Origin of the sequence: Pontibacter aydingkolensis (assembly GCF_019443125.1) — a bacterium.
Classification (GTDB): domain Bacteria; phylum Bacteroidota; class Bacteroidia; order Cytophagales; family Hymenobacteraceae; genus Pontibacter; species Pontibacter aydingkolensis.
This window is the reverse complement of the sequence record NZ_JAHYXK010000002.1, coordinates 334,029-352,120: the sequence shown is the minus strand read 5'-3', so window position 1 is coordinate 352,120 and position 18,092 is coordinate 334,029. Positions and strand designations below refer to the sequence as shown.

Below are 18,092 nucleotides of genomic sequence, written 5' to 3'. Positions count from 1 at the left end.
TAGCAGTATAAATGGGCTTTGTGGGGATAGTCTATAAACAGGAAAAGGTGGCATTTGCCACCTTCAACTATTCTTCTGTTTCTTCTGGTTTATCGTCGTCTGCAAAAGGGTCTTCACCTGGGTTGTAACCCTTGATGATGATTTTTACAAACTTCAGGTTTTCAGGTATCTCTTTCTTTTCTTCCGTCTTCTTTGAAGCGGCATAAGGTAGTAGGTCCCGGATGATTGCCATCTTTTCCTTCTCTGAAACATCATCAGATTCCAATGCTTCTAAGGCAAGCCGTTTCAGTTTTTTATCAAGGACATCCCGTACATCTTCATTTAGCCCTTTCTTTTTGGTAGTAGCCCCCTTTGGTCGTCCTCCTTTATTTTTCTGAGGTTCTTCTGTTTCTTCTGCCATTACAATTTTCCTTTCTCCATTTTATTTTTCAGTTCCTGTCTAGCCATGTACAGCCTGTTCCTGACCATATGGAAACTGATGCCAAGTATTTTTGCTATCTGCTTATAGCTTTTTTTGTTGAGGTAGTGAAGCAGTACTGGTTCTCGCAGCGGTTCGTCAAGCTGATACACCAGTTTGACTATTTCTTTTGAGTCCTCTAACTCTTCCAGTTCATAGGCTTCTCTGTTGCTGAGTTCTTCACCTTCTGTTAGGAAATCGTCTGTTAATAAACCATCAGAGTAGTCTGATTCATCCGGGTTCAGGTAAAGGTGGACGAACTGGTTGGAATATTTTGTGTCTCTTTTCTGGTGTTCCTGATAGTTGTTTCTTAAAGCGCTATACAAGTAGCCTTTATATTTTTCGGGGCAGTCGTCAACTCTGCCGTACTTCAATATCGCATTGTAACAAGCAAAAAGGGTGTCTTGGTAGAAATCATCAAAGTCTGATGTCAGGTAGCTGTGATGCACTTTAAGCACTTTGTAAATCATGTGCTTCTTGATATTCTTATCCTCTCCGCATATACTTAGGAATTTGTCAGCTTTCTCTTGGTTAGTTAATTCGGTATTCAATTCATAGTGAGGGGAATTTTAGACACGAATAGCATCGTGTTAAAATATATATGTGCCGATTGACTTCCGTTTTTCATCAATCGGCACATTTTTACTTTTTTATGCGCTTAGCTTAAGCTGTTGCTGGAATCTGTTTGCGAAGCCAATAGTCTTGGATAGTATTTTCTTTTTCTGGTTTACCAGAGGAGGGAAGGTGTACATACTATTTAGGTCAGAGTAATGTACTGCGAATCTGTTTCCGTCGTCGCCCCATTTAGCGTTACCCTTACCGTAATTTTTGATGTGTCCCTTGCATAATTCTTCGCCAGTTAACCAGCCTACAAGCACAACTTTCTTGTACTGAAGTGAAATAGCAGCTTTCACATAGTATTTTGTTATTTGATTCTTGTTTTTCTTGTAGCAGTTTTCAATTAGATATTTACTCATTTCAGGATGGTCAATCCAGCAAGATTTAATGTCTACATCCGCGAAATCTTGATTGCCGTCGCCAAACTCAAGCAGTTCCATATTTGGCTGTAAACCTGCTTCTAATCCGTAAGCTAGTTCACCGAAGATGCCTATCATGTGAGACTTGTAATCGTCTTTCAGCCATTCGTGGTGTGGCTTGTTGTTGAAATCCTGAGTAGAATCTTTCACGCAGAATTCTTTGTAGCCTTTGGTACCTAACTTTTTGTTTACTCTTTCTGCGCCTATAAACTGGGCGTATCTCCAATAACCAGAGATGTCTACAAGTATCATCTTGTCAGCGTCAAATACGAAGTCGTCTGTCTTCAGTACTGGTGGTATTACAGCAGGTAAGTTTTCATTTAGGGTTTCGGTTGTTGTAGTGTTGTGGTACATCTTTTTAGTCTCGTACTTTTTTTAGATGTCGCTTTGCAGCAACATTTTATATCATTATGTATTTGACATTATCCTCTCCGTTTGACCATTTGTCTGAATATTTTCAAAATATTTTTAGTGTATCGGCATAATAGAAGAAAGGAGAAGCTAAGAAGGGATTAGTAGAAAGAGTGTATAATAAAGTAAGCGTACATTACTTATGCCGATACACTAAATAAAGGAGGCGAGAAGGATAAGAGATGTAAGCACACATTACTTATGCCGATACACTAATTGAGAGGAGTTTAAGCTAACTATAGTGTAAGAATACCAACCCCTTACTTATGCCGATACACTAATAGACTAACATCATCAGCGCCTTTATACTGTCAAATCTGACAGTGTAAATGAAATTATTTATCAAAAGGAACAAGTACCAGGACAAGCAAACCCTTGGTACAATGGATGTAGTAGATGCACAGAACAAAGTCGTATTCACCTGCTACACGCTAGAATTAGCAGACAAGAACAACCAGCCGCAGGTAAGCTGCATTCCTAAAGGGAAGTATAAAGTAAAGAAAAGAACCAGCAAGAAGTATGGACACCACTTCCACATTCAGGATGTGCAAGCCAGAAGCTACATTTTAATTCATCACGGTAATTATCACACAGATATATTAGGCTGTGTGCTGGTAGGTAAAAGTTTTTTAGACATCAATGGTGATGGCTATAAGGATGTAACTGAAAGTAAAAATACGATGAAGAAGCTGCTGAATTTGCTGCCTGAGGAGTTTGAACTGACTATTATTTAATGAATTAGGCAGAATCTAATAATATAATATTTACTCTGTTGCCATAGAGTAGTTTGCCATACATATTGCTATACACAAAATGGACTAAAACATAAAAAGGCCTCTTACGTTACATAAGAGGCCTTTTTTAATGTCTTACCAGTCCGAAGATATGGTAAAAAGTGGTGATGATTGGAATCGAACCAACGACACAAGGATTTTCAGTCCTTTGCTCTACCAACTGAGCTACATCACCAGCTCTTGTTGTGTCACCCTTTTCCGTAAGGGTATGCAAAAGTAGTAACTAACTTTTAAGTAGCAAACATTCTTGAGAAAAATATTTTAAAAAATTGCCCTTACATACGTTTTTCTCATTATTCTGCTATCTTTATATACCAAATAGTATGTATAACGAATAATTTGCCGTGATAGGAATAGAGAATATTATCTTTTTGATTGTGGCTGCCCTTGGCATTGGCCTGTTTGTGTGGCAGATACGCAAGATCCGGAAAAACGTGTTGCTGGGCCGCGATGTGGAACTGGCAGATAACCCTTCGGAGCGGATTAATAAGACATTGCTGGTGGCATTTGGGCAGCAGAAAATGTTTAAGCGTATGTTGCCAGCCGTACTGCACCTTTTTGTGTACGTGGGCTTTATTGTGATCAACATCGAAGTGCTTGAGATACTGATCGACGGTATTTTCGGTACACACCGTGTACTGGGTTTTGTAGGCCCATTGTATAGTGGCTTGATGGCCCTGAATGAAATACTGGCAGCACTGGTAATTATTGCCTGCGTGATGTTTCTGTGGAGACGTAATGTAACTAAAGTGCCTCGATTAGCGACTGGAGTGGAGATGCGAGCCTGGCCAAAAGTAGATGCCAATATTATTCTGGTTGTAGAGATCGTACTGATGCTGGCGCTGTTCGTGTTTAACATTGCTGACATGAAGCGCGTGTTGCTGGCAGGCGAGGAGGTTGTAGGGCTTTACCCCGTTAGCCAATTCTTTGTGGATATTTTTGGCGAAGACCCTGAGCAGCTTTACATTATTGCTAAAGTAGGATGGTGGTTCCACATATTAGGTATACTTGCCTTTATGAACTATCTGCCAAGCTCCAAGCACTTCCACATCATTATGGCCTTCCCGAATGTGTATTACTCTAAGCTGTTGCCAAAGGGTAAGTTTACGACTAACCCAGCCATTACACACGAGATAAAAGCCATGCTGGACCCAAGCTACCAGCCACCTGCCCCCGAGGTAGACGCAGAGGGCAACCCGGTAATGCAGCGCTTCGGGGCCAAAGACGTGGAAGACCTGACCTGGAAGCAACTGATGGACTCTTATACTTGTACCGAGTGTGGCCGCTGTACTTCTGTATGCCCGGCTAACTTAACAGGCAAACTGCTATCTCCGCGCAAGATCATCATGGATACCCGCGACAGGATGGAGGAGAAAGGGGAGCATCCAGCAATTTTTGCACCTAACCACTATAAAGAATTAGGAGTGGAGCGTGTAGAGACAACCGATGAGAAAACATTGCTTCGTGGCTACATTACTCCGGAGGAACTATGGGCCTGTACCACTTGCAACGCATGCGTTGAATCTTGCCCTGTAAATATAGACCAGGTTTCTACGATCATGGACCTGCGTCGCTACCTGGTGCTTGAAGAGTCTGCCGCGCCAGCCTCACTAAATGCTATGTTCACCAACATCGAAAATAATGGTGCGCCATGGGCATTCCCGGCATCAGATCGCTTTAACTGGGCCGATGAACTGTATGTGCCCTCTAAAAACTAGACAAAAGAATTTTTAGACATAGGACAAAAGACTTCAAGATACAGGACCCAAACAAAAAGTCCTTTGTCAATTGATCCTTTGTCGTTTACAAATAATCAGATGGAAGAGAATAAAAGATTAGTAAAAGTGCCGACCATGGCCGAGATGGCTGCAAATGGCGAGGAACCTGAAGTATTGTTTTGGGTTGGTTGTGCAGGTGCTTTCGACGACCGTTATAAAAGAGTAACACGCGCCTTCGTGCAAATACTGGAGCATGTAGGCGTAAAGTATGCTGTACTTGGCACAGAAGAAAGCTGTACCGGCGACCCGGCGAAGCGTGCCGGTAACGAATTCTTGTTCCAGATGCAGGCGCTTACCAACATTGAGGTATTAAATGCCTATAATGTAAAGACTATCGTTACTGCCTGTCCGCACTGCTTTAACACTATCAAAAACGAGTACCCTGATTTAGGTGGTAATTATGAAGTAATTCATCATTCCACATTTTTGCAGCAGCTGATAAACGAAGGCAGAGTAAAAGTACAGGGAGGTGAAGCCTTTAAAGGCAAGCGCATTACTTTCCATGACTCGTGCTATCTTGGCCGTGCCAACGATATTTACGAGGCCCCGCGCGAAGTACTGGCTGCCCTGGATGCCGACCTTGTAGAAATGAAGCGCAGCCGTGCCAATGGCCTTTGCTGCGGTGCCGGTGGTGCCCAGATGTTTAAAGAGCCTGAGCCGGGTAAAAAAGATGTTAATATAGAGAGAACAGAAGAGGCGCTGGCAACTCTTGGAGCCGGAAACGGTGTTATTGCCACAGCCTGCCCGTTTTGTATGGTTATGATGAACGATGGCGTTAAGAACAAGGAGCAGGAAGAAACCGTAAAGGTTTTTGACATAGCAGAACTTATCGCCCAAGCAGAGGGGCTTAGTAAATAAATTGCAACATTGTTAAATTGCTTAATTGTTGATTTACCAGTAATTGGAGTATACTTTTCGGCTGCCACACAGGATTACACAAAGTATAAGAGCTTGTCTCCTTAAGGAGTCAACATCAGTATCTTATGCTGATCTAACAATTTAACAATCAACAATTCAATAATTAACTATGTATATTCCGTTTGACGAATTGCCGCCGCATGCACGCCTGTGGATTTACCAGGCTAGCAGACCATTAACTGAGGCAGAGCAGACTGAAATAAAACCGCTTTTGCAACGTTTTGCTACTGAGTGGAGTAGTCACGGGAAAGGCCTTCAGGCTTCAGCCAGTTTACTTCACGATCGGTTCCTGGTGTTGGCTAATAATGAAGCCGAGACATCTGCCAGCGGATGCTCTATCGATGCATCTGTTCGCTTTGTGCGGGAGTTGGAGGAGCAGCTGGGAATATCTTTTTTTGATCGCTCTCAGTTAGCTTTTTTAAACAAAGGCGAGGTAGAGACAGTAGCCATGGGCGAACTGAAAAACAAAGTGGCTACTGGCGATATAAACGAGAATACTTTATACTTTGATACCTTAGTAAACAATTATGGAGAGTTACAGCAGGCATGGCCAAAGCCAGCCGGTAGTAGTTGGCTCTCCCGATACTTCTAATCCGGCAACATAACTATACTTGTTCATGCATCAAATGCTACAAATCAAGCCTCTGGCACATCAGCTAAGATTTATTAGTCTGTTTCTGCTGCTTGCCCTGCTGCTCGGCTCATGCGGCTCTGGCAGATACTTAAGCAGAGGCGATAAAAAATTTGGAGAAGAAGAGTATGAGCGTGCTATAGAGTTCTACAAGCAGGGTCTTGGTAAAGCAAATAATCCTGGGGAGGTAAATTACAAAATTGCTGAAGCCTATCGTTTGTCTAACCGCCTGTCTGAGGCTGAGCCATATTATAAGGCTGCTCTGGATGCCAACTTTAAAAGAGAAGATGGCTTTTTTTACTATGGTCTGGCACTAAAAGCCAATGGCAAATACGAAGAAGCGCTTAACCAGTTTGAGGACTACATCAGATTAGGCTCTAACCCACAACTTAAAGCCAGGGCAACCCGCGAAGTCGAGAGTTTTAGTACACTAAGCGATATCCTGCGCAGAGCACCACGTTACGAAATACAAAACCTGGAAGCACTGAATACCGAAGCTTCTGAGTTTGGACCTTACATATTAAACAACGAGCTAGTGTTTTCTTCTACTCGTGGTCCTGGAAAGACCTACATGGGAAACGGCGAAGGCTTTATAAATATTTATGCGACCACACTTACTGATTCTGCTGCAGCGCTTGGCGGTGCAGTTCGAAAGTTTGAGGGTGTTAATATGGAAGGCATCCATGATGCGTTAACAACTTTTACCGACGAGGGCCGCACCATGGTTTTTGCCCGCGGTAACGAAGGCACAAAAAAAGGCCGCCAGAACGTAGACCTGTACATCACGTTTTTCCGCTCAGGCGCCTGGACTGAGCCAAAACTGCTTAACATCAGCGATCCGCGTGCCTGGGATTCTTCTCCGGCTTTCTCTGCAGATGGCAAAACCTTATACTTCTCTTCTAACAGAAAAGGCGGCTTAGGCGGAAACGATATTTATAAATCTACCCTGGATGGTAGCGGCCGTTTTTCCACTCCTGAAAACCTGGGCCCAAGTATAAATACGCCGGGGAACGAGTCGTTTGTTTCTGTTGGTCCGGATGGTACCTTATATATTGCCTCTGATGGTCTTCCGGGGTTAGGCAATCTTGACTTGTTCCGGATAGAAAATGGCGTGCCTGTAAACATGGGCCAGCCTGTAAACTCACCTGGTGATGATTTTGGCCTATTTTTGCAGAACGATAATACCGGCTTTTTTGCCTCTAACCGCGACGGTGGAAAAGGTGGCGATGATTTATACTTTATTGCCAGAACAAAACGCAAAGTGGTTAACTTCTTTGTAGATGGTACCCTGTTTCAGCAGCGCGACGGAGCCCGCCAGCGCACAGCAGTTGGCAGCCATACTGTTGTGCTGCAGGATGAAGCAGGAAACAAGCTCCGAAATACTACTACAGACGCAGAGGGTAAGTTTACTTTTGCTTTGGATACAGCCTCTGCATACTTCCTGATCGCTGAGAAGCCAGGGTTCTTTACGGCCCGCCAGCGCATAACCACAGTGGGTAAAATGCCGGCTCAGGATCAACTTACCGAAGAAGAAAACGAAGTGCGCCTGACAGCAACGCTGGTGCTGAACGAGATTGTAAAAGAGAAACCTATTGTATTGGAGAACATCTTTTACGACTTCGACAAAGCCAATATCAGACCGGATGCAGCCTTAGAACTGGATAAACTGGTACAGGTGCTAAACGACAATCCAAGCATCTCTATAGAACTTAGCTCACACACCGACGTTAGGGGTAGCGATGCCTACAACCAGGACCTGTCACAGCGCCGCGCTGAGTCTGCTGTGGAATACATCATCTCCAAAGGTATAGATCGCTCACGCATTACGGCCAAAGGCTATGGCGAAAGCCGACTGGTAGTTAAAAATGCTACCACAGACGAAGAACATCAGCGAAACCGTCGTACAGAATTTAAAGTAGTGCGTATACAGGAGTAATCAGTGTAGCGCAACAAAGCAAGAGAGCCGCATAAGTTTTATACTTGTGCGGCTTTTTTTGACCGGTGATTAAGGACCACAGATTAAGGGGATTAGATTGATTAAAAGGATTACATCTGCAGTACCAGGTCCAACTACTCCTGCTGTAATACCTCACCCCAGCCCTTTCCTAACAACAGGAAAGGAACCTTGCTATTACTTCTTCAATTGTCTTCACAATAGAAACTTTGTCTCTGTCATCTCTATAACATCTGCCATCAAGTTAACTCAAGCTTTCGGCTCTCTCTGTCATCTTGTAGAGATCTTGGTAGAAGGGAGGTGAAGCGGTAACTACAAAGTATATGGCTAAGTAGCAATATCTGGAGATTCCCCTCTTGAGAGGGGTAGGGGTGTGTTAATACTTAGCAGGCTTTAAAAATAATCTATCAGGAAGACTGCAGTAGAAAAGTAAAAACTCCCCTCCTGGGTTAAGTCAAAGATCCCGGACTTGTTTTGGGAGAGGGGCAGTTGGACACGTTACCGCAGAAATTTATCAAGTATAAATCTCAAACTGCCTTTTTCTTTCCTACTCATACCACTTATCCCATCTGCTTTGTTAAATTTGTAAGCAAATCATCCACCACTATGGAAGAAAACAGATATTTGCGCCGCGGCGTTTCTGCATCCAAGGAAGATGTGCACAACGCCATCAAGAACATCGATAAAGGACTTTTCCCGAAAGCTTTCTGCAAGATCATCCCTGATATACTAACCGGGGATCCCGAGTACTGCGCCCTGATGCACGCCGACGGGGCCGGAACAAAATCATCGCTGGCTTACATGTATTGGAAAGAAACCGGTGACATGAGTGTATGGAAAGGCATTGCCCAGGATGCCGTAGTGATGAATACTGATGATTTGCTTTGTGTGGGAGCCACTGATAATATCCTGCTTTCATCTACCATTGGCCGCAACAAAAACCTGATACCTGGAGAGGTAATAGCTGCTATCATTAACGGCACCGAAGAAGTGTTGCAGATGTTGCGCGATAATGGCGTGGGTATTTACAGCACAGGCGGCGAGACAGCAGATGTTGGCGACCTGGTGCGCACTATTATTGTAGATAGCACCGTAACGGCACGCATGCGTCGCGACAATGTGATCTCGAACCATACGATACAACCCGGCGATGTAATTGTAGGCTTCTCTTCTGCAGGCCGGGCAAAGTATGAAACACAGTATAATGGCGGCATGGGCAGCAACGGCCTTACCTCTGCACGCCACGATGTATTCCATAAATACCTCGCTGCCTCTTATCCCGAAAGCTACGATCCTGAATTGCCCGCAGACCTGGTATATGCCGGCAACTATAGGTTAACCGATGTTGATAAGGAAACAGGGATGGAAGTGGGCAAGCTGGTGCTTTCGCCAACCCGTACCTATGCACCTATTGTAATAGAGATTTTAAAGCAGCACCGCCAGCACATACACGGCATGGTACATTGCAGCGGAGGCGCTCAAACTAAAGTGCTTCACTTTACCGAGAAGGTGCACATCATAAAAGATAACCTGTTCCCGGTGCCGCCGCTGTTCCGCATTATACAGGAGCAAAGCCACACCGACTGGAAAGAGATGTATAAGGTGTTTAACATGGGTCACCGCCTGGAGATCTACCTGCCAGAGCGATACGCCCAGAGCCTGATCGACATTTCTAAATCGTTTGGAGTAGATGCACAGATCATTGGCCGGGTAGAGGCAAGCGAGCACAACGAGCTTACCATTAAAAGCGATAAAGGCGAGTTTTACTACGAAGGGTAGTAAAGTATAAACCTATACTTTTGAGTAGCCACAGGTGCATAGCCTGTGGCTATTTTTTTGCTCATACTATGACAAGAAAAGATATCACCTTTTCCATATAATAGAGAGATGGTATATTGAGTTATACTATATGATAATTATCTGGTTAACATGGGAAAACAAACTTATACTTCCACTCAAAAAAGGCATTGTACTGCACTTGTAGTTATTGCTATTATAGTTTGTTGTGCTTTTAATACTTCAACTTACGCACAACACATGAATAAAGCAGACACCTTAAATAACAGCAGGTTTTATGTTGGTGTAGAGTTTAGCTCGATATACTATAGGATGGTGAAAGATGAAAGAACTGTTTCAGGTGAAATAATACCTGTTGCACATTTCAATTTGGGTTATAGGTTGAGCAAAAGAGTGCAGCTAGAACTTGGGGTAACCTATGGAAGAAACAAGGATAATGTACTTAGAGGGACATATTATGGCTATAATGATACAATCATACATCATTATGAAGGTTGGAAACACAGCGGCATAGCAGTGCCTCTTACTGTAAAGTATACTCCTTTTAATTTAAGCAGGCGCTTAAACTTGCATGCTACTGCTTCTTTGATTCCTGTTTTAGGAGAAGTAAATCAGCAGCTTTCAGAAGTCTATAAAGGAGAGACGAAGATCACTTACGATGCACACGATTCTGGTTTATACTTGCATGCTACCGCAGGCTTACTGTTAAACTATAAACTTAGTAAGAAACTAGAGGCTTATACTAAAGCAAATCTGTTTATTGAGGACCTAAGAATCAAAAATTACTACAGACCAAAATCTCTTTCTTTAGGGCTTAACTATAATCTCTAAAACGCTATCACAGAAACCCACCTCATACTTAGTTCCAAAACTTTGGCACAATAATTGGCTTAGCGGAAGTATAAGGAAAAACCTATACTACCATGAAAAAGCTTCTACTTCCGTTCTTGTTTGTGCTGCTGGCATTACCGGTTTTTGCGCAAACCGCTGTGCTCACCTTTACCGCCGAGCGTGGCGAGGTATTCCATATCAGGCTCGACGACAGAACCATAAATCACACGGCATCAAATTTTGTGCGCATTGCACCGCTAAGGCCGGGCAGGCATTATATAGAGGTGAAAGTGCGAACGCGCCATGGGGTTTACCAGATGGGCCAGCGCATTGTAGTACCAGCCGGCGTAGAAGCTAACTATGCTGTGCGTACTGTAGGCAGAAGCGGCAAAGCCTACCTGCGCCTGATCAGCGAAGTGCCTCTGGCGCCTCCTGTAGTAGTAAGGCCGCTGCCTCGCTACCCAGACCGCTACGACGATTACGACCGTGAGCACCGCTACGAACCCGTGCCACCACGCTACGACAATCGCTATAGTGGCGACTGCCGAAACCTGATGACAGGCCACGAAGTAGACCGCCTGATACAGACCATGCGCAGCCGTGATTTCGAGAGCACCAAACTAAGTATAGCTCGCGATGCCGTGCGTAACGGAAGTATACTTGCCGAAGACCTGAAGCGCGTACTGCAGCAGTTCGATTATGAAACTACGAGAGTAGAATTTGCCAAATACGCCTATGACTACCTCTGCGATAAAGAGCACTTCTACTACATCTACGACTTGTTCAGGTTCGATAGTAGTGTGCAGGAGTTGGAGCGGTATACAGGTAGGAGGTAAATTTTGATTGAGTGAATATGGTTATGCTATCATTTCGAACGCAGTGAGAAATCTGAAATATTACGGGACTGTGAAATGCTCCAGATTTCTCACTGCGTTCGAAATGACAAAGTAGTTTTGTGATATACTTCGATCATAGCTTTATATAAATACAGAAGCCGCTTCAGGACTTGTCCTCAAAGCGGCTTCTGTATTTATGAGCACTAAGCAAATTCACTCAATCACTCATTCAAAATTAACGCAATCTATCTACAGACCTAACCAAGTCCTCGTCGCGTTTAATAAAGCGGTTGGCCAACGCATTTAGCAGTAAGCCCAGCATCGGGAAGTAAAAGCCTGCCTCGTAGGCGCCGTTGTTGTCAGCTTTTACCATTTCTGCACCTACATAGGCAGCAAAATAGAACGATGTGCCAAGTAAGGCAGCCAATACCAACGTATTCAACAGTCCAAGCTTCATCTGGTTCAGGCGGTTTTTAAACTGGAATATCTCGTAAAGTGCAATGGTGGCAGCAGCAATGGCCAGCATGCCGATCGCTATAGCGCTTTTTACAGGCGTACCTTCGGCGGCATCGGCAGGCATATAAGACTTGATATTCCAGGCAGTAAGCACCACTTCTTCGCCGGTAGTGGCATCAGTTTTGGACCAAAGCGGTAAAAACAGCATAACTATCATTGATAGAGCCAGCAGGAACAGAAATACGGATTGAATTCTTTGTATCATAAAGGGGTTAATTTAACTTGCAATGAGATACAAAATTAGACAAAGACAGGTAAAACCAAAACATAGATGAACACAGCATACATAGTTGATATACTTCGCACTCCAGTAGGCAAGTTTGCAGGCACGCTTAGCAGCGTTCGTCCCGACGATATGGCCGCGCTTGTGATGAAAGAAATTATTGCCCGTAACCCCAATTTAGACCCGGCTTTAATAGAGGATGTGGTAATGGGAGCCGCCAACCAGGCCGGCGAAGACAACCGCAATGTAGCGCGAATGGCTTTGCTTTTAGCAGGCTTGCCAATGGAAATAGGTGGCGTAACTGTTAACCGCCTTTGCGCCTCCGGCTTACAGGCCATAATGGATGCATCGAGAGCCATAACTTGCGGCGACGGAGAAGTATACCTGGCAGGTGGTGTAGAAAGTATGACGCGTGCCCCGTTTGTGATGGCAAAAGCTGAAACTGCTTTTTCGCGTACTCCTGAGATTTACGATACCACCATTGGCTGGCGCTTTACAAACCCTGCTTTATCTAAACTGCATTACCCGTTTGGCATGGGCGAGACAGCCGAGAATGTGGCAGAGCGCTACGGCATTTCACGTGAAACCCAAGATGAGTTCGCACACCAGTCTCAGGTAAAGTATAAAGCAGCCGCAGAGGCAGGTAAGTTTAGAGATGAGATCGTGCCGGTACATATCCCGCAGCGCAAAGGCGATGACATTGTTTTCGATACAGACGAGCATCCACGCTTATCTTCTATAGAAAAGCTTGGTGAACTAAAGCCTGCATTCAAAAAAGGAGGCTCTGTAACGGCTGGTAACTCTTCGGGCATCAACGATGGTGCGGCTGTTTCTATCATTGTGAGTGAGGAAATTTTAAAGCGTTATAATTTAACTCCGATGGCGCGTGTGGTGTCAACTGCAATAGCAGGCGTAGACCCGGCCCACATGGGCATGGGACCTGTGCCAGCTACACAAAAAGCGCTGAAGCGTGCCGGCATAAGTATAAACGACATTGGCCTGGCTGAAATTAACGAGGCATTTGCAGCGCAGGCTATTCCATGTGTGCAACAGTTGGACATCAATCCCGACATTGTGAACGTGAACGGAGGTTCTATTGCTATTGGTCACCCCCTTGGTGCCAGCGGTACACGTATTTCTGCTACGCTATTACACGAAATGAAACGCCGCAGCGATGTAAAGTATGGCTTGGCAACTATGTGTGTGGGTGTAGGCCAAGGAGCAGCCATTATCTATGAGAAAGTATAAAATTTTCAGACCTCTCAGCTTCCGAAGTTCCTGCGAGTGTTAAGAAAGAAAAGCTTGCTCTGGAAACAGGGTGAGTTTCCTGCATATTAAGGTAGCTCCGTGAAAACATCTTTAGCCGCCATATATACTTTTGGCACAGGCTTTGCCTATGTGTAATCAGAACAAAACCAATAGCTCATGAAAAAGTTACTGACGATTACATTAATAGCCATAATGACTTTAGGTAGCCAGCTGGCAATGGCTGATGGCCCGGGCAACGGAAAAGGCAAATCAAAAGGTAAGGCCAAAGGCAAGCCATCTTTTGTAGAAGAGAAACACCGCGCCCATGCCGAGTGGAAACGTGAGAAAGAATACGAGAAGGAATATAAAAAGCAGAATAAGCGCTATGAGGATGATCGTGATGACGATGATACCTGGAACAGGCGTCGTGATGAAGATAGGAGACGAAGCGAAGAGCGTAGAAGAGATGATGAACGCTGGGAAAGAACCCGCAGAGATGAAAGCCGCCAGAACCGCCCGATTGACCAGGTAATTCTGGAGGAGGTTCGTAAAGGTAAAACACAGCGTCGTAACTAATACTTTTCCTTTCTATATACATGCTAAACCCGCACATGCCTCAGGCGTGTGCGGGTTTTATTTTATACCTTTGCCGCATGCGGTATTTTTTAGAGATAGCCTACGATGGAGGCCGTTTTCATGGATGGCAGGTGCAACCCAATGCGCTGTCGGTGCAGGAGGTGCTGGAAGACTGCCTTAGTAAAATTCTGCGTGAGCAGATTAACACAACTGGTAGCGGCCGCACCGATACAGGGGTGCATGCCAGTCAGCAGCTTGTGCACTTCGATACGGAGCAGCAGCTGGATCCGCAGCAAGTTGTTTACCGCCTTAATCGTATACTTCCGGATGATATCTCAGCCTATAATTTATACCTGGTAACCGACGAGGCGCATGCCCGCTTCGATGCCTTTGCCCGCACGTATCACTACCACATCACCCTCACCAGAAATCCGTTTAAACGAAATTATGCCTGGTACCAAAGCCGGCCTTTGGATGTTGAGAAGATGAACGAAGCAGCAGCTATACTTTTAAAGTATGAGGATTTTACCACCTTTAGCAAGGTAAAAGGCGACACAAAACATTACCGCTGCAACATGTACGAAGCCGTTTGGCGGCAGGATGACGAGGAACTGGTATTTACGATCAGGGCAAACCGGTTTTTGCGTGGTATGGTGCGTTTGGTTGTGGGGGCTTTGGTTGATGTTGGGCGCGGAAAGCTAACAGTAGAGGCATTTGAGCAGATAATTGCCAGCCAGGACCGCAGCAGAGCCAGCGGAGCCGCTCCGGCAGAGGGTTTATACTTAGCCAAAGTAGAGTACCCGGAGCAAATTTTCAGAGGAAGACCATAGGAGAAATAGTCCCGCCAATATTTCTAATCCTTTTAATCTGCGGTTAAAAATCCTGATCCTAAACCATTAACTTTGCAGCCGGTTAAAAGCAAAGGCACGTACAGAAGAAACGGTGCATTTCGTGCGTTTACAGATTAACCCTAAAAGTTGAAGATTGACTTTGGAAGACAAACCCAAAAATACCGGTAAAGTATTTGATTCGGATATACTGAAGCGGCTGTTCACGTTCGTGAAGCCCTACATCGGTATCTTCTACTTTATCGTTTTCCTTACTTTTGCCTCGGCTATACTTGCCGCGGTGCGCCCTTTTCTGATACAGTATACTGTAGACAACGAGATTCTGCAGAACGACTGGGAAGGCCTGAACAAGATGTTCGTGATACTGGGCGTGTTGCTGGTGGTGCATGCCATTGTGCAGTACCTGCATACCTACTTTGCCGGCTGGCTGGGGCAGCACGTGGTCCGCGATATCCGCATTAAACTTTATCGCCATATCCTGGACCTGCGCCTGAAATTCTTCGACAGAACACCGATTGGCACCTTGGTTACCCGAAATGTTTCAGATGTGGAAACGCTGTCGGATGTGTTTAGTGAGGGATTGGCAGCTATGATCGGCGATATTCTGCAATTGGTGTTTATTGTAGGCTTTATGTTCTACATCGACTGGGAGCTTACGCTGGTAAGCTTGTCTACCTTCCCGATCATGCTCATCAGTACCTATATCTTTAAAGAGAAGATAAAAGACACGTTCCAGGAGGTGCGTACAGCTGTAGCCAAGCTAAACTCGTTTGTGCAGGAGCATATTACAGGCATGAGCATCGTGCAGATCTTCAACAACGAAGACCGTGAGATGGATAAGTTCAAGGAGATCAACAAAGAGCATACCCGCGCTAACATACGTTCTGTTTTATACTACTCGATATACTTTCCGGTAGCTGAAATTATTGGTGCAGCTGGCTTGGGCTTGCTGGTGTGGTACGGTGCGCATGGTGTGATAGACGACGATACTTCGCTGGGTACGCTGATGGCCTTTATACTTTACATCCAGATGTTTTTCCGCCCGATTCGCATGATAGCTGACCGCTTTAACACGCTGCAACTTGGGGTGGTAAGTACAGAACGTCTGATGAAGCTGCTGGATAGCAAAGAGATGATTCCGGATAACGGCAACTATGCTCCGGAGAAAATAAAAGGTAATGTAAAGTTCGAGAACGTATGGTTTGCCTATAACGACGAGGAGTGGGTGCTACGCGATATCTCATTTGATGTAAAGGCCGGCCAAAGTGTGGCTTTTGTAGGGGCTACAGGTGCAGGTAAAACGTCTGTTATAAACTTGCTCAACCGCTTCTACGAGATCAATAAAGGGCATATAATTATAGATGGCCATGACTTGCAGGAGTATGATCTGAGTGTACTGCGCCACCATATTGGGGTAGTTTTACAGGATGTGTTTCTGTTTTCCGGTACTATTGCCGATAACATTACCTTGGGAAACAAAGCCATTACCGAAGACCAGATATGGCATGCTGCTGACCTGGTAGGTGCACGTAAGTTTATAGAACGCCTGCCTGGCGGACTGCACTACAAAGTGATGGAACGCGGAGCGACTTTATCAGTGGGGCAGCGCCAATTGATTTCCTTTGTTCGCGCGATGGTATACAACCCAGAGATCATTATATTGGATGAGGCCACCTCTAGCGTAGACTCCGAAACCGAAGAACTTATACAGTACGCCATAGACCAGCTGATGCACGGCCGTACTTCCATCGTTATTGCGCACCGCCTCTCAACCATCCAAAAGGCAGATAAGATCATTGTGCTGGACAGGGGTGAGCTGAAGGAAATGGGCAACCACGAAGAACTGCTGCAGAAAAACGGCTACTATGCACAGCTGCACCAGATGCAATACAAGAACATGATCGATTTATGAAAAAACTCTTCTACATAATGGCCGGCTTAGGCATCATACTGCTGGTACTTTATACTTACCTGGGCGGCTTTACTGCTCCGGATGTAAAAGTAGCTACCTCTGAAACCATGTATGTGGCAGGCCAGGCTTATACGGGCTCGGTAGAAGATGAGCAGATGGGTAAGCTTTTTATGCGCGCGGCTGAGGTGCTCGATAAGAAAGAACTGGAAGGTACGCTGGGTAACATTTACTACAACGACCCCGATAAAAGCGGCGACAGTATCAGAGCCTTTATTGGTGTGATCATACCAGACTCTGCGGCTAAGCTCCCGGCAGGTTATGAGTTGCGTACATTGCCAGGCGGCAGGAAAGTGGTTCGCGCCGAAGCTGAGGGCAACATATCACTGCTGCCCCGGAAACTGTATAAAGCCATTTACGACTATGCCGAAGAAGAAAAGCTAAAGCTGGAAGATTTCTATGTAGAGTGGTTTCCGGCACAGGACAGAGGTATTGTAGAAGTACCCATAAAGCAGTAACCAACCATTTTATACTTGCAAGTATAGAATTATACTTTAACTTTGAGCATAGGGCTTAATTACCTGTCTGCCCTTATACAACAGCAAGCAAAGTGGGTAAAAAAGCAGAGGCGAAAAAAGAGCTGATTCTGGAGGCGGCAAAATCAGTGTTTGGCAGGCTGGGCTACAGCAAAGCCACCCTTGATGACATTGCGCATGCCATTGGCCTCAAAAAGCCCACGCTATACTATTATTACAAAAATAAAGAAGTTTTATTTATTGAGGCCTTCTCGCAGGAGTGGAAAGCTAGCCTTTCTAACCTGAAGCGCATTGCAGAAGAAGAACGGAATCCGCATGAGCGCCTGCTGCTCTACATCCGTTCCTCGTTACGTTATTATCAGAAAATTGTAACACAACACACCATCTCCATCAAAGTTCTCATCGAGACGCGCACAGTGTTTCAGGAGTTATTTCGGGAGTCGAGGGCAAAAGAGTCAAATTACTACGCAACGGTAATTAAGGAGGGTATGGCCAACGGCACTTTTCTACCTTGTGAGGCCGAGCGTGTGGGCTACTCTATTATGGTCGTAAAAGACCTTATTCAATTTGAAGAATTTCAGCGTGCCGAGTTTCACCAGCAGGACTACATCGATTTCGAAAAGATTGAACACGATGTGCTGTTTACCGTCAACCTTATACTTAATGGCATTGCTGCCTGATCGATTGCTAATTGTTGGTTGTAATTGTTGGATGTTGGACCGGCGTAAAATAGTATACCTGTTCGTGAAGTTAGTGGGGACAGATCGCGGCCTGTCCGTGCAACAGGCTTTT

Annotated in this window: 18 protein-coding genes and 1 tRNA gene; 14 read left to right on the top strand and 5 right to left on the bottom strand. The window is 45.0% G+C overall.

The features are described from left to right. Positions 1 to 67: 67 nt before the first annotated feature. The 3 genes from K0O23_RS03830 to K0O23_RS03820 all read right to left on the bottom strand — a co-directional run bounded on the left by K0O23_RS03830 (position 68) and on the right by K0O23_RS03820 (position 1,848). Positions 68 to 400 carry a hypothetical protein gene (locus K0O23_RS03830; protein WP_219876064.1) on the bottom strand — a complete coding sequence of 111 codons (333 nt, stop codon included), beginning with the start codon at positions 398 to 400 and terminating at the stop codon, positions 68 to 70. Next, entirely contained in the window at positions 400 to 1,008 is a 609-nt protein-coding gene (locus tag K0O23_RS03825) for an RNA polymerase sigma factor (RefSeq protein ID WP_219876063.1), read from the bottom strand. The genes K0O23_RS03830 and K0O23_RS03825 overlap by 1 nt, the downstream gene beginning before the upstream one ends. A gap of 99 nt (positions 1,009 to 1,107) precedes the next feature. Continuing rightward, complete coding sequence (locus tag K0O23_RS03820) at positions 1,108 to 1,848, bottom strand: hypothetical protein (protein ID WP_219876062.1); 741 nt, start codon at positions 1,846 to 1,848, stop codon at positions 1,108 to 1,110. A gap of 386 nt (positions 1,849 to 2,234) precedes the next feature. On the opposite strand from K0O23_RS03820, the gene K0O23_RS03815 reads away from it, so the two are divergent. Next, positions 2,235 to 2,639 (top strand): DUF5675 family protein, encoded by a 405-nt coding sequence (locus tag K0O23_RS03815; protein WP_219876061.1) that lies wholly within the window; start codon positions 2,235 to 2,237, stop codon positions 2,637 to 2,639. Positions 2,640 to 2,801: 162 nt separating this feature from the next. Here the strand turns inward: K0O23_RS03815 and K0O23_RS03810 are convergent. Then, a tRNA-Phe gene (locus K0O23_RS03810) sits at positions 2,802 to 2,874 on the bottom strand. A gap of 169 nt (positions 2,875 to 3,043) precedes the next feature. Here K0O23_RS03810 and K0O23_RS03805 point away from each other — a divergent pair. The 7 genes from K0O23_RS03805 (at position 3,044) to K0O23_RS03775 (ending at position 11,444) form a co-directional block, all read left to right on the top strand. Continuing rightward, entirely contained in the window at positions 3,044 to 4,417 is a 1,374-nt protein-coding gene (locus K0O23_RS03805; protein WP_219876060.1) for a 4Fe-4S dicluster domain-containing protein, read from the top strand. Positions 4,418 to 4,516: 99 nt separating this feature from the next. Continuing rightward, positions 4,517 to 5,335 carry a (Fe-S)-binding protein gene (locus K0O23_RS03800; protein WP_246596905.1) on the top strand — a complete coding sequence of 273 codons (819 nt, stop codon included), beginning with the start codon at positions 4,517 to 4,519 and terminating at the stop codon, positions 5,333 to 5,335. Positions 5,336 to 5,504: 169 nt separating this feature from the next. Further along, positions 5,505 to 5,987: a hypothetical protein gene (locus K0O23_RS03795; protein ID WP_219876059.1), complete on the top strand. Its 483-nt coding sequence runs from the start codon at positions 5,505 to 5,507 to the stop codon at positions 5,985 to 5,987. Between the two features lie 34 nt (positions 5,988 to 6,021). Further along, positions 6,022 to 7,962, top strand: coding sequence for an OmpA family protein (locus tag K0O23_RS03790; RefSeq protein WP_246596904.1), 1,941 nt, complete (start codon positions 6,022 to 6,024; stop codon positions 7,960 to 7,962). 624 nt (positions 7,963 to 8,586) lie between these two features. Further along, positions 8,587 to 9,759, top strand: coding sequence for an AIR synthase related protein (locus K0O23_RS03785; protein ID WP_219876057.1), 1,173 nt, complete (start codon positions 8,587 to 8,589; stop codon positions 9,757 to 9,759). A 150-nt stretch (positions 9,760 to 9,909) separates the two neighbouring features. Beyond that, positions 9,910 to 10,608 (top strand): outer membrane beta-barrel protein, encoded by a 699-nt coding sequence (locus K0O23_RS03780; protein WP_219876056.1) that lies wholly within the window; start codon positions 9,910 to 9,912, stop codon positions 10,606 to 10,608. 92 nt (positions 10,609 to 10,700) lie between these two features. Further along, entirely contained in the window at positions 10,701 to 11,444 is a 744-nt protein-coding gene (locus K0O23_RS03775) for a DUF4476 domain-containing protein (RefSeq protein WP_219876055.1), read from the top strand. 235 nt (positions 11,445 to 11,679) lie between these two features. Here K0O23_RS03775 and K0O23_RS03770 read toward each other — a convergent pair whose 3' ends face one another. After that, positions 11,680 to 12,165 (bottom strand): DUF4293 domain-containing protein, encoded by a 486-nt coding sequence (locus tag K0O23_RS03770; RefSeq protein WP_219876054.1) that lies wholly within the window; start codon positions 12,163 to 12,165, stop codon positions 11,680 to 11,682. 66 nt (positions 12,166 to 12,231) lie between these two features. On the opposite strand from K0O23_RS03770, the gene K0O23_RS03765 reads away from it, so the two are divergent. The 6 genes from K0O23_RS03765 to K0O23_RS03740 all read left to right on the top strand — a co-directional run bounded on the left by K0O23_RS03765 (position 12,232) and on the right by K0O23_RS03740 (position 17,980). Further along, entirely contained in the window at positions 12,232 to 13,431 is a 1,200-nt protein-coding gene (locus K0O23_RS03765) for a thiolase family protein (RefSeq protein WP_219876053.1), read from the top strand. Positions 13,432 to 13,608: 177 nt separating this feature from the next. Further along, positions 13,609 to 14,007, top strand: a complete 399-nt coding sequence (locus K0O23_RS03760) for a hypothetical protein (RefSeq protein WP_219876052.1) — start codon at positions 13,609 to 13,611, stop codon at positions 14,005 to 14,007. A 77-nt stretch (positions 14,008 to 14,084) separates the two neighbouring features. Then, positions 14,085 to 14,837, top strand: coding sequence for a tRNA pseudouridine(38-40) synthase TruA (truA, locus tag K0O23_RS03755; RefSeq protein ID WP_219876051.1), 753 nt, complete (start codon positions 14,085 to 14,087; stop codon positions 14,835 to 14,837). 160 nt (positions 14,838 to 14,997) lie between these two features. Beyond that, positions 14,998 to 16,767, top strand: a complete 1,770-nt coding sequence (locus K0O23_RS03750) for an ABC transporter ATP-binding protein (RefSeq protein WP_219876050.1) — start codon at positions 14,998 to 15,000, stop codon at positions 16,765 to 16,767. Next, positions 16,764 to 17,282, top strand: a complete 519-nt coding sequence (locus tag K0O23_RS03745; RefSeq protein WP_219876049.1) for a GyrI-like domain-containing protein — start codon at positions 16,764 to 16,766, stop codon at positions 17,280 to 17,282. The genes K0O23_RS03750 and K0O23_RS03745 overlap by 4 nt, the downstream gene beginning before the upstream one ends. Before the next feature lie 92 nt (positions 17,283 to 17,374). Continuing rightward, entirely contained in the window at positions 17,375 to 17,980 is a 606-nt protein-coding gene (locus tag K0O23_RS03740) for a TetR/AcrR family transcriptional regulator (protein ID WP_219876048.1), read from the top strand. Positions 17,981 to 18,092 lie beyond the last annotated feature (112 nt).